Origin of the sequence: Moraxella sp. CTOTU46711, assembly GCF_031975715.1 — a bacterium.
GTDB lineage: Bacteria > Pseudomonadota > Gammaproteobacteria > Pseudomonadales > Moraxellaceae > Faucicola.
Window position 1 is genome coordinate 13,136 of sequence record NZ_DALYMP010000002.1, and the last position, 13,425, is coordinate 26,560.

8 protein-coding genes and 2 pseudogenes are annotated in these 13,425 nt (G+C 42.8%); 4 read left to right on the forward strand and 6 right to left on the reverse strand.

Going from position 1 to position 13,425, the window contains the following annotated elements; all coding sequences use genetic code 11:
- The first annotated feature begins 178 nt into the window (after positions 1-178).
- Complete coding sequence (gene gshA, locus RTJ53_RS03940) at positions 179-1,744, forward strand: glutamate--cysteine ligase (protein WP_312275943.1); 1,566 nt, start codon at positions 179-181, stop codon at positions 1,742-1,744.
- A 120-nt stretch (positions 1,745-1,864) separates the two neighbouring features.
- Positions 1,865-2,389 (forward strand): disulfide bond formation protein B, encoded by a 525-nt coding sequence (locus RTJ53_RS03945; protein WP_312275944.1) that lies wholly within the window; start codon positions 1,865-1,867, stop codon positions 2,387-2,389.
- 75 nt (positions 2,390-2,464) lie between these two features.
- Here RTJ53_RS03945 and guaA read toward each other — a convergent pair whose 3' ends face one another.
- Positions 2,465-4,048 (reverse strand): glutamine-hydrolyzing GMP synthase, encoded by a 1,584-nt coding sequence (guaA, locus tag RTJ53_RS03950; RefSeq protein ID WP_312275945.1) that lies wholly within the window; start codon positions 4,046-4,048, stop codon positions 2,465-2,467.
- Positions 4,049-4,536: 488 nt separating this feature from the next.
- Between guaA and RTJ53_RS11880 the strand changes: the two are divergent.
- A pseudogene (locus RTJ53_RS11880) lies at positions 4,537-5,001 on the forward strand (hypothetical protein); the annotation flags it as partial.
- 66 nt (positions 5,002-5,067) lie between these two features.
- Positions 5,068-5,430, forward strand: a pseudogene (locus tag RTJ53_RS11885) (glycine zipper domain-containing protein); the annotation flags it as partial.
- 541 nt (positions 5,431-5,971) lie between these two features.
- Here RTJ53_RS11885 and RTJ53_RS03965 read toward each other — a convergent pair.
- The 5 genes from RTJ53_RS03965 to dnaA all read right to left on the reverse strand — a co-directional run bounded on the left by RTJ53_RS03965 (position 5,972) and on the right by dnaA (position 13,258).
- A complete protein-coding gene (locus RTJ53_RS03965) occupies positions 5,972-6,562 on the reverse strand; it encodes a manganese efflux pump MntP (protein ID WP_278931535.1) in 591 nt (196 codons plus the stop codon).
- Between the two features lie 95 nt (positions 6,563-6,657).
- Positions 6,658-9,150 carry a DNA topoisomerase (ATP-hydrolyzing) subunit B gene (gene gyrB / locus RTJ53_RS03970; protein WP_312275946.1) on the reverse strand — a complete coding sequence of 831 codons (2,493 nt, stop codon included), beginning with the start codon at positions 9,148-9,150 and terminating at the stop codon, positions 6,658-6,660.
- A gap of 262 nt (positions 9,151-9,412) precedes the next feature.
- Positions 9,413-10,585, reverse strand: a complete 1,173-nt coding sequence (gene recF / locus RTJ53_RS03975) for a DNA replication/repair protein RecF (RefSeq protein WP_312275947.1) — start codon at positions 10,583-10,585, stop codon at positions 9,413-9,415.
- Positions 10,586-10,637: 52 nt separating this feature from the next.
- Positions 10,638-11,813: a DNA polymerase III subunit beta gene (gene dnaN / locus RTJ53_RS03980; protein ID WP_312275948.1), complete on the reverse strand. Its 1,176-nt coding sequence runs from the start codon at positions 11,811-11,813 to the stop codon at positions 10,638-10,640.
- A gap of 104 nt (positions 11,814-11,917) precedes the next feature.
- Complete coding sequence (gene dnaA / locus RTJ53_RS03985) at positions 11,918-13,258, reverse strand: chromosomal replication initiator protein DnaA (RefSeq protein WP_312275949.1); 1,341 nt, start codon at positions 13,256-13,258, stop codon at positions 11,918-11,920.
- Positions 13,259-13,425 lie beyond the last annotated feature (167 nt).

Consider the following 13,425-nt stretch of genomic DNA (forward strand, 5'->3'; position numbering starts at 1 on the left):
AAAATTATCGCTTAATCAAATAATGGGATAGCTTTTATCATACCCACGGTATTTACTGTGGGTTTTTCACGTTTGGCGATTATCGCAATTGGTAATTTCGTCATCACGATATTTTGATAGTGTTTGTATAAATTTGGTGGCATAATTTCACACAATTAAAAATAATTTTAGGATAACTATGACCCAAGCGCCTCAAACTTGTACTTCTTTGCAGCTACCTACTTGGCTAACCGCTGAAAAAATTCATGGCATGCTACGGGGTATCGAAAAAGAAGGCTTACGTATGAGCCCTGAGGGATATATCGCCACTACCCCACACCCGGCAAAGCTTGGCTCAAAACTCACTCACCCTTTTATCACTACTGACTACGCCGAAAGCTTGTTAGAGCTAATTACTGAGCCAAAACCCACGGTGAAAGAAGCGCTTGATATGCTGCGTGATTTGCATATTGTGGTACAAAATGCTTTGACCGATGACGAGCTGTTTTGGTCGATGTCGATGCCTTGTATGATTTCGGGCGATGAAGATATTTTGCTGGCCGACTATGGCACCTCAAACTCAGGTAGATTAAAAACCCTATATCGTCACGGTCTAGGCATCCGCTATGGTCGCCGTATGCAGACCATTGCTGGATTGCATTATAATTTATCATTTGGTGATAATTTATTCACCGCTTGGCAACAGCAGTCAGGTGATACCCAGTCATTAACTGAGTTTAAAAATGAAAAATATTTGGGTCTGATTCGTAACTTCAAGCGTCTAAGTGGTATGGTGCTGTATTTGGTTGGTGCAAGTCCTGCCGTGTGCGCGTGTTTTTTAAAAGGTCGCGAGCATCCGCTACAGCCAATGAACGCATCAACTTACTATTTACCCAACGCTACCTCTCTGCGTATGGGCAAACTGGGTTACCAAAATAGCGTACAAGACGATTTAGATATCCGCTACAACAGTCTCGATGAATATGTCGCAGGTTTGCGTAATGCCATCCACACGCCGCATCCTAATTTTACCGCGTTGGGACTCGATGACGAAAATGGCTATCCCATTCAAATCAATGACCATATTTTACAGATTGAGAACGAGTACTACAGCCCGATTCGACCCAAACAAATAACTCAACCTGGCGAAACCCCCAGTGATGCCTTAGCCAAGCGCGGTATCGCTTATGTGGAACTGCGAGCTATTGACTTAGATCCGTACAGCGAAATCGGTATCAGCTTAAATACCGCCTGTTTTATGGAAATTTTAGCATTGTACTGTCTATTGCTGGACAGTCCTGACTTATTGCCCGATGAAGATGCCCTACTTGCTCAAAACCAAGAAAAAATTGTCAATCAAGGGCGCGAGCCAAACTTAATGATTGATACACTAGCAGGGCAAGTCGCATTCAAAGACTGGCTACTACAGCATTTGCTAGGTATGCGTAAGCTATCAGAACTCATGGATGTCACCTATGGTAGCAATGATTACCGCAACGCGTGGCAATCGATGATGGCAAAAGCGCAAAATCCCGATAATACCCTATCAGCGCAAGTGCTAGCCGATACTGAACGCTTTGATAGTAGCTGGCAGTTTGGTAAGTCACTGGCGCAAATGCATGCCAATCGTTTAAGACATCAAGGATTAGTCCCTGAGCAAATCACTTACTTTGAGCAGCTTGCCAAAGATTCTGTGCGTGAGCAAGCTGATATCGAGCAGAATGACACACAAGATTTTTATGCCTATGTAGGTCAATTTCGTTAATTAGCAGGTGGTAGTTAGCAGGTATCGTTGCGCTGATTATTTTGTAGGGTTAAATTTCTAAAATTCTAAGCGCTATTGTTTGGCTTATTCTTTTTCACTAAATTGTTTGATGGTTTTTTTATGCGTGATGCTTCATTGACCCACAGCTTGTTAAGTTATCGGGGATTAGCAGGACTATTGACGTTAGCCAGCATTATTGGCATGAGTTTCGCCTATTTTTATTTGCAAGGGGTGGTAAAATTAGACCCGTGTCCGCTGTGTATCTTTCAGCGAGTGGGTTTGATTGTGATGGGGATTTTTGCATTTATCGCCTTTTTGCTCAATCCAAAACAAGTTTGGGCAAAAATTTTGTTGATGGGTGGCGCGCTGCTCGGCATTTTGTGGTCAATTGCTGTGGCGATTCGCCATGTATGGATTCAACATCTGCCACCTGACCAAGTCCCCTCTTGTGGTCCGGGGTTAGACTATTGGATGGATACCTTACCGATTGCCCAAGTGTTGAAAGAAGTGTTTAAAGGTTCTGGCGAGTGTGCGGTGATTGATTGGACGTTTTTAGGCTTTAGTATCCCAGAATTATCCTTGGGGGTTTTTAGCATTTTATTGGTAATGATTATTTTGGCGATACGTCAAAGCAATACTCGATAAGTCTATCGGTCGTGGTTTAAACCCATAAAAAAGGCGATAATCAATCGCCTTTTTTTATGAGCTTTTTTAGTCGCTTTATTCCCATTCAATGGTCGCTGGTGGCTTACTTGAGATATCGTAGGTCACACGTGATACTTCTTTGATTTCATTCATGATGCGATTAGACACGGTTTCAATCAAATCATATGGTAAATGTGCAAAACGCGCTGTCATAAAGTCGATGGTTTCAACCGCTCGTAACGCAATCACCCACGCATAGCGGCGACCATCACCGACCACACCCACTGATTTTACCGGTTGGAACACGGCAAACGCTTGTGCAGTTTTCTCATACCAACCAGATTTTTCCAACTCTTGCATAAAGATGGCATCGGCTTGACGCAAAATATCGGCATATTCTTTTTTCACTTCACCCAAGATACGCACACCTAGACCTGGACCTGGAAAAGGATGACGATAAATCATTTTTTCAGGTAGCCCTAATGTCACGCCGAGCTTACGCACTTCATCTTTAAACAAATCACGTAAGGGTTCAATGAGTTTGAACTGCAAATCGTCTGGCAAGCCACCGACATTGTGGTGAGACTTGATCACATGCGCTTTGCCTTGGTGACTTTTTGCCGATTCAATGACATCGGGGTAAATGGTACCTTGTGCCAAGAATTGAATGCCTTTACCCTCACCCGACAGTTCACGTGCGGTATCTGCAAACACATCGATGAAGGTTTTGCCAATGATTTTACGTTTGGCTTCTGGATCGCTAACACCGGCTAATAAGGTCAAAAAACGTTCCTCAGCATCCACGCGAATGACTTTAACGCCCATGTTTTCAGCAAAGATTTGCATCACTTGGTCGCCTTCATGGAGCCGTAACAAACCATTATCAACAAACACACAGGTTAGCTGCTCACCAATCGCTTTATGAAGCAGTGCGGCTACTACTGAGCTATCTACGCCGCCTGAAAGTCCCAACAACACTTGCTCATCGCCAATTTGTTCTTTTAACTGCGCGACACGCATCTCAATGATGTTATCCGGCGTCCACGCATTGGCACAGCCACAGATTTGGTGCACAAATCGGCTAATCAATGCTTCACCTTGCAGCGTATGGGTCACTTCTGGATGAAACTGCACTCCGTAATAATGCTTGCTCTCATTTGCCATCGCAGCAATTGGACAGCTTGGGGTTATCGCGGTCACTTCAAAGCCTGCAGGTAACTTAACAACTTTATCGCCATGACTCATCCAAACGTGTAATTTGTTGGGCTCATCTTCAATGCCTTTAAAGAAGCTATCTTGAGCGGTTTTTTCAATGATAGCAGCGCCAAACTCTTGGTGACTGCTGGCTTCAATTTTGCCACCAAACCGATCTGCCATCGCCTGCATACCATAGCAAATGCCTAGTACAGGCACATTGATATCAAATACGGCGTCATTAATTTTTGGGCTATTTTCTGCATACACGCTCTCTGGACCGCCCGATAAAATAACCCCTTTTGCACCAAAATCGTGAATGCGCTGTGCGTCGATATCGTATGGGTACATTTCACAAAATACCCCCGCTTCACGCACGCGGCGCGCAATCAGTTGACTGTACTGTGAACCATAATCCAATACCAAGATACGGTCTTGTTTGATTGAGTTGTTGGATGTTGACATAAGAGCCTCTTTAAATTTGGATAAATAGCTTAATTAAACCGATGTTAAAAGGTTTCAAAAATTTATGGGTATTGTACCAATTAACGGCTTTATTTGCTGATTTTTATAGGGTAGAAAATAGCTACATGAATGTTTTAAGTAAAACTTTTCTCTAAAAAATTTCTCTAATAAACGGTCTTTAATTACGTTTTTTTGTATCCCTTTCACCAATTGATTATCTTTGTTACACAAACCTCATCTAAGAGGCTTTAGGTTTACCAAACTCTACGAAAAAATTGCTGATACTGCTACAGAGTAGACGCAAAAATTTATTATTATGGAAGGGCAATAACTTAAAACGGTTTTACGAAAAATTGATTTTAATTTATGCATTTTAAGTTAACGTCACGTTCAATCGTTTTTCGACAATAAAAATAATAGCCGTATTAAAAATTTTTTCTAAACACTAGTATGGCTTGGATAAAAAAACTTCAAATGAGGATACAATCATGGTAGATAATATTAATAATTCAGACTTAAACCGCGACCCTATCACTGGTGAACCAGGCTCACATCCAATCGGTACCGCAGTAGGCGGTATGGGTGGTGCGGCTGCAGGTGCAGCTATCGGTGCTATTGGTGGTCCATTAGGTATGTTAATCGGTGGCGCAATTGGTGCCATCGCGGGTGGTGCTGCAGGTCACGCTGCAGGTGAAGCGATTGATCCAACTATTGAAGATACTTATTGGAACGATACCTATTCACAAACAACCTACTATAGAGATGGTTATGATTATACTACTGACTATCAACCAGCTTATGCCGTCGGCTATGCCAATCGCGCAAAATACCCAGCTGGCACAACGTTTGACAGTGTAGAATCCGATCTTGAACGTAGCTGGCATGAAGTAAAAGGTAATTCACGTCTTGCATGGCAAGATGCCAAAGAAGCGATTCGTGATGGTTGGGATAGAACAGATGCTCGTATTTCTGGTCAGGAATATTCACCACGTCTTCGTACAGTGGATGGCTATGCAGAAGGTGAAGAAAAAGGTCATCCTGTTGCTACTGGTACAGGCGCATTAGGTGGTGCCGCAGCCGGTGCAGCCGTTGGTTCGGTAGCGGGTCCTGTTGGTACCTTAGTGGGTGGCGCTATTGGTGCTGTAGCGGGTAGCGCGGCAGGTCATGAAGTCGGTGAAGCAGTCAATCCTACCACTGCTGAAGATGCCTACGAAAAACCTCATCCAGTTGCCAGTGGTTCTGGCGCACTAGGCGGTGCAGCGGCCGGTGCAGCCGTTGGCTCAGTAGCCGGTCCTGTTGGTACCTTAGTGGGTGGCGCGATTGGCGCTGTAGCCGGTGGTGCAGCAGGTCATGAAGTCGGTGAAGCAGTTAACCCAACTGAAGCAGGCGAACAGCGTAAAGAAGCTAACCCTGTCGCCAGTGGTACAGGTATGGCAGCCGGTGCTGCTACAGGCGCAGCGATTGGTGCAGTAGGTGGTCCAGTAGGTTCATTGGTTGGCGGTGCCATTGGTGCTGTAGCAGGCGCAGCTACGGGTAACGCTGTAGCAAATACGCTTGAAGGTAATACGGAAGAAGATACCTACTGGCGCAATAATTACAATACGACGACTTACTACAGCCAAGGCTATGATTACGATACTGACTATCGCTCAGCGTATGATTATGGTTACCGTGCACGTCATCATTTTAATACCGCTAATGAGTTTGAAAGTGTTGAAAATGACTTACGCAATGATTGGGAACAATTCAAAGGTAGTTCTCGTTTGACTTGGGACCAAGCTCGCTTAGCAGCACGTGATGCCTGGTATCGTATTGAGCGTTAATCTTTCGATTAAGTTAGCTTAAAATGAAAAAAGACTTTCATTAATTTGAAAGTCTTTTTTATTTGAACTGTTAAAATCCGAGGCAAAAAAAGCTGGTCTATTAAATTACCATTTTGATGCCAATACCGATTAACACTAGCCCACCAAAAATTTCAGCCTTACTTTCTAGCCACGTACCTGATTGCTTGCCCATAAATACGCCGATAAAGCTAAAAATGCCTGTTACCACGGCAATTACTGCACAGGATACATAAGGATTGACTGGGATTAAATTTAAGGTAAATCCGGCTGCCATTGCATCAATACTAGTTGCAATCGCTAAAGTAGTCATGGTTTTATGCGTGATGACAACATTGGCATCATTGGCGATATCTAAAGCAATATTGTGTGGGGTGGAGTCTTGTGATGACGCATCTTCATCATCGCCAGATAAGGCTTCATACAGCATTTTTCCACCAAGCCCCACCAAAATAATGCACGCGATCCAAGGCGCCCAATTTGCGATAAATCCTAAGATTGAACGTCCACCGAGATAACCAATCAAAGGCATCAAACCTTGAAAGACGCCAAAATATACGCCTGCCATAACCGCAATTTTGGTCGTATCTTGGCGGTGTTTGGCACCCAATCCAATCGCTACAGCAAAGGCATCCATTGATAAGGCTATCGCTAGCAGTAATAAAGCAATCATGTGATATCTCTTTTAAAAATTCAAGCTGAAATAAAACCACCTTATTACAACATAAGGTGGTTTCCATTGTATTAAAACACGACTCTAAAATTGGGTTAAATATCCAAGTTGGTCACCGTTAACGCATTCTCCTCGATAAAGGCACGACGCGGTTCTACATCATCCCCCATTAGACACGAGAACAAATGGTCAGCAGCAATCGCATCTTCAATGGTGACTTTTAGCATATGGCGGTTTTCTGGATCCATCGTGGTTTCCCACAATTGATCAGCGTTCATCTCTCCTAACCCTTTGTAACGCTGAATCGCTAAACCACGGCGCGCATCACTCATGATAAATTGCCATAGATAACCCATGTCTTTGATCGGCAGTTTTTTGTCACCTTTAGCGACATAAGCAGTATCTGACAACATGTCTTTCCACTGGCTAGTCAAGCGATGCAAACGGCTATACTCACCTGAACCAATAAATGCGGTATCTAATAAGTACGCGTGTGGCAACTGATGGATAAAAATCGTCACGCGCGGTAGATAATAGGTTTTTTGATGATCGCCTTCTTGTTTGCTAAAGGGCTCTAATTCAATTTGTGGGTCTAATCCGTCTGCCGTCACTGCTAAATTCTGCGCTAACGCTTCTAGCCAATTTCGCATTTGCGCTTCATCTTCAATCATTGGTATGCTAAGCTTGCTGGTGATTGCCAACGCATCCAATACGGCGCTTGGATATTTGATTTGCAAACGGTTTTTGATGGTTTGAGTTTGGTTATAATCATTGAGCAAGGTTTCTAGTGCTTGCCCGGTTACCGCAGGCGTACCTTCACTCAAATGCAACTGGGTATCGTCAATGGTTGATGACAATAAATAGGCCTTTAACGCTTCATCGTCTTTGACATACAATTCTTGACGACCTTTTTTCACTTTATACAGGGGTGGCTGCGCAATATAAATATGACCACGTTCTAATAGCTCTGGGGTTTGACGGAAAAAGAATGTCAGGAGCAAGGTGCGAATATGTGAACCATCCACGTCCGCATCAGTCATAATGATAATTTTGTGATAGCGTAATTTGTCAGGATTGTATTCATCAGGTCCGATGCCTGTACCCAATGCGGTAATCAAGGTACCCACTTCCTGCGACGATAGCATCTTATCAAAACGCGCACGTTCTACGTTTAGAATTTTACCTTTCAGCGGCAAAATCGCCTGCATCTTACGGTTACGACCTTGTTTGGCAGAACCGCCTGCTGAGTCCCCTTCCACAATGTACAGCTCTGACATCGCAGGGTCTTTTTCTTGGCAATCAGCAAGTTTGCCTGGCAGACCTGCGATATCCAGGGTAGTTTTACGGCGAGTCATTTCACGAGCTTTACGCGCCGCTTCTCGCGCACGGGCGGCATCGATGATTTTACCAGCAATCCCTTTGGCAGCATTGGGATTTTCAAGCAAATAAGCGCTAAACTTATCGTGCATGGCTGATTCAACCGCGGGTTTGACTTCACTCGATACCAGTTTGTCTTTGGTTTGGCTTGAAAATTTTGGGTCAGGTACTTTAACAGAAATAATCGCTGTTAGGCCTTCACGCGCATCGTCACCTGTTACCGTAACTTTTTCTTTTTTCATCAAGTTTTCGCTATCCATATAGCTATTTAGGCAGCGTGTTAATGCCGAACGAAAACCAGAAAGATGGGTACCGCCATCTTTTTGCGGGATATTGTTGGTAAAGCATAATACTTTTTCGTTGTAGCTATCTGTCCATTGCAATGCCACTTCGACACTGATACCGTCATTTTCTTCACTGGTAAAATGAAACACCTCATTTAGCCCAGTTTTGCCCGCATTGATGTAATGGACGAACTCAGATAAACCGCCAACGTGCTCAAACTCATGGCGTTTGTCATCGCGCTCATCCGTCAATACGATGCGTACACCCGAGTTTAAAAACGACAATTCGCGTAAGCGCTTGGCGAGAATTTCAAAATCAAAAATCGTGCCTGTAAAAATATCATCGCTTGGATAAAAACGCACTTGTGTGCCTGTTTGTTGGGTGGCTTCAAGCTGCTCGATAGGCGCTACGGGCTCACCATCAGCATACGTTTGGCTATAGTGGTAGCCATCACGCCAGATATCGAGCACCAGTTTTTTTGATAACGCATTAACCACTGACACACCGACACCGTGCAAACCACCTGAGACTTTATAACTGTTGTCGTCAAATTTACCGCCCGCATGCAGTACTGTCATGATAACCTGCGCGGCTGACACCCCTTCTTCTGGGTGAATATCGACAGGAATACCGCGTCCGTTATCTTTGACGCTGACCGATTCATCTTCGTGGATGATGATGTCAATTTGATCACAGTGACCCGCCAAAGCTTCATCAATGGCGTTATCTACCACTTCAAACACCATATGATGCAAACCTGTGCCATCGTCGGTATCGCCAATGTACATACCAGGGCGAACTCGGACGGCTTCTAAGCCACGAAGTACGCGGATACTGTCAGAACCATAAGCTTTATTTTCTTGATGACTTGATTGGGTAATAGATTGTTGTGTCTGATCGGCTACATTCGCAGATGTATCAGTCATGATGACTCCATAAGTTTTGCATGGCAAAAACGTCAGAACATACTCGATTTTATGGTCAAAATCGTTGATTTTTTTCTTAGTTTTTTGGCGAAAAATAAAGGGTTTATTGTAGCAAATTTTAGGGGAAAAGTCACTGAATATCCCTGCTTGTGAGAGGCAAAATAGTGATTTAGCTTGGCAAGAAAAAAGGGAGTTTAAGTTACATGAGTTTGAAAAAATACTTAATCATTTAACCTTAGTCAGCTAAAAATATTATTGGTTTTTATAGGCCATTTTTAATAGATTGTGTTTCAAGTGGTAATTGTCTAACGCTTCCCTGTTCCACGTGAAACAGTTTTATATTATCCTGCCAAATCTTTTGAATACTCTCAACGATATTTTGGGTGAGACTGGTGATAAACAGCTGTGAATTTACTTGTTTTAAGCCAGTTAATAACAACATAAGCGCGTCATTATCCAATTCCGCTGTGATATCGTCTACCAATACCAAGGGTACCTTATCGACTTGGTTGAGTAACGGCAACTGCGATAAGCGAAGCGCCATGACCAATAATTTTTTTTCACCCCGTGACAGCATATCGGTGGCAAGCAATGTCTGCTTGTGTTTATGCCCTGCTGCATCAGTATGCACTAAATCTAGCACAACATTGATATCAGCCCGATGACATCCCATACGCGTATAGCCAAGCTCAATGTCAGACGCTAAACGATTGGCTAAAGTAATGGCTAAGCCAGCTTCAGTATCAAACCCCGGTGTATAACGCAATCGTAATTTTTCGGCATACTGGGGTAAAAATTTTTGCACTTGCGCCAAAAAATGGGGCTGCCATTGTTCAATGATACGGGCCCTTGCTTGGTGAATTTTTTCTGCATGTTGGCTTAGCTGGTAATCCCAAGCTGACAGTTCTTGCTGCTGCAGGTTGGTTAATGAGGTATTGCCAAAATTTTGCTTTAATAAGCTATTGCGCTGTTTTAACAGACGTTGATAAGACAGCCAATTGGGATGAAATGATTGTTCCACGTGAAAACCTAGCCAATCTAGCATTTCACGCCTTGCTTGACTACCATCCTCTAGCTGTGCAAGGCTCACAGGCTCAAGCAACAGGGTCGGTAGCAGCTGCGCAAGTGGGCTTTGGGTCACAAGCGACTGACCATTAAGACGCAATTGCGTGGTAGCGTCTTGGGATTTGGCAATAGCGACGGTTTGGTCATGATTGAGCTTAGCAAAAACCGTCGTATCGCTAAAACCATGCTCAATATAATGCCTCGGTTGATGATGGCGAAAACTTTTGCCGCGCGATAATAAATAGATGCTTTCTAATAGCGACGTTTTTCCGCTGCCATTTTGACCCAAGAACACATTACAACTGCTGGGTTGTAATTCAATCGTGTGAAGATTGCGAAAATGATGAATAGCTAATTCAATAATTTGCATGATTTATCTACTTAACTACTCATCACTGGATTGAAAAAAATATGCCCGCTGACTAAATACGCATTGGCATAACTACAAATTCGTGTTTGCTGTCATTGACTTGTTGTACCAATACCGAAGCATTGGCTTGGCTCATATTAAAGTCAATTTCGCCTTGCAGTACATTCAGCACATCTAGCAAATAAGCCACATTGAATGATATCTCTAATGGCTCACCTTGATATTTAACCTCAAGCTGCTCACTGGCTTCATCTTGCTCAGCATTGCTAGCACGTACCACCAAATTGTTATCGCCTGAAAAATCAAAAATCACACCACGCGATTTCTCGTTACTCAAAATAGCCACGCGGCGAAGCACATTCGCCAGCTGCTCTTGGCTGATACGGGCAATTTTGTTGGTTAATGACGGCATAACACGGCGATAATCGGGGAACTTACCATCAATCAAACGCGCGGTAAAAGCCACCATGATGGCATTTTTTAGCTGACCTGTACTATCGACTTCCCCAAAAGGGAGTAAGACTTGTAAAAATTCACGACCGACATTGAGGGTGATTTTATTATCTTGATTCGGTAGCATGCGTTTAAGCTCTGCTAACAAACGTTGTAATTCAAGTACAGCTTTTCTTGGTAAAATTGCAGCCAGTGCCACGCTATCATCACACGCTATCACCGTACGAGCCAATGCCAAGCGATGACCATCGGTTGATACCGTCGCCAATTGCCGCTCTTTGACTTCAAACAGCATACCGGTGAGATAATACCGCACATCTTGCACCGCCATCGCAAAATGTGTTTTATCCAGCAAATCGACAAGGTCTTCACGGCCCAATTGAATAGGCGTAACTTGTTCTGGCTCACCCAACAGGGGAAAGTCTTGGGCAGGTAAGGTGCTGAGTTTAAAACGACTACTACCGCACACAATTAAACACTGATTGTCGTTGCCTACACTGATAGATACGGGTAAACCGTCGGGCAATAATTTTACGATATCTTTGAATTTGTTGGCAGGAACGGTGATTTCACCTGGTTGTTTGCACGCCAATTCTGGCAAATTGAGGGTGGCTTGTAATTCAAGCTCCAAATCTGACGCTACCATCACCAATTGAGAGTCGGTTAACGCCAATTTCATATTCCCCAAAATCACCATGTTATGGCGTTTGTCAGCGGCTTTTGAAATTAAATTAATCGCTTGTAATAACAAATCGCGAGAGATTACTAATTGCATGGCACCGCCTCAAATCAAAATGAATGGTTGTAACAAATGGAAAAATTAAAACTTATTATACGGGGTAATTGAGTAAAAATCTTTTTAATCGAGTTAACAAAATACTAGGTCTGTAACATTAATTTCAATGAGCGATAATCCTTGTCAAACATCAGATCGCTAACACAAAGTTCTTGTACTTTCTCACAGGCGTGCATGACCGTGGTATGGTCACGACCACCAAATGATTGCCCAATTTCTGTAAAGCTGTTATTAGTTAATTCACGGGCTAAACTCATAGCCACTTGCCGCGGACGAGCGATATGACGTAAACGCTTTTTACCCATCAGGTCTTTGACCGATATATCATAAAACTCAGCAACGACTTTACGAATATTATCCATACTGACCGCTTGTACACGAATGGCAATCAAATCTTTTAACGCCATTTGTACCAGTTCTAAATGGATAGGTTGATTGAGCAGACGGGAAATAGCTAAAACTTTGTTGAGCGCGCCTTCCAACTCTCGCACATTGGCGATGATATGCTGGGCGATAAAAATGGCACATTCTTTTGGTAAAATCACCTCTTGCGCTTTGGATTTTTTTTGCAAAATTTGAATACGGGTTTCTAGCTCTGGCGGCTCTAACGCTACGGCCACCCCCCAAGCCAGACGTGACTTTAAACGCTCGTCAAAATCAGTCAGTGCGCTCGGGTGTTTATCCGATGCTAAAATCACCTGTTTATTTTTGCTCATAAAGTCATTAAGCAATAGCAAAAACTGCTCGCTACTTTTTTGTTTGCCCGCAATCACATGAATATCATCAATAATCAATAAATCGGCTTTTTTTATTTTATCTTTGAACTCATCGATTTTTTGTTTTCTTAATGAATTCACCAGCTGGTTAACAAACTTATCGGACGTGAAGTAATAAAAACTTTTGCCTTGCTTTAAAATCTCGTGGGCAATTGCTTGCATTAAATGGGTTTTTCCCAAACCTGTCGCGCCATAAATAAACAGCGGATTATTTTTAGATTGTCCCAAATTGTTGGCAGTCTCTCGGCAAATACTATAAGCGATTTGATTGGATTTTGCAGTTACAAATTGGTCAAACGTAAAATGCGGATCGATATACTGAAAAGAGCGTTGCTGCTCATTTTTTACCAGCGTTACTTTTTGTTCACCAAGCTCTTGTGTACTAACAGCGTCAGTGATTGCGTTACCCTTGTCAATTTGAATCTGCACACGAATCGGTATGGTTGGCTCAAGCTGGTGTAAAATCGTTTGAATTTGACTTAAATGATTTTTTTCAACATAGCTGGCAAAGTACTGGTTAGGTACATTGACGACCATCGTATTGTCATGCATTGAGGCGGATAATGGGCGAATCCACATGGTAAAAATATTATCGGGTACTTGATATTTTAATTCGTCAACGCACTTAAGCCATAATGCATCAGCCATAACTTCATTTTCCTAATTCAAGCATCTTCAAAATTGGTTTAATGTATCATAAAACAGGAATTTTACAAATAAAATTATTGTGGATAATAATGTGGATATAATTGTTGATAAGTTAAAATTGGAAGTTACTAACAAACTATCAACTATTTATATACAGGTTTATCAAC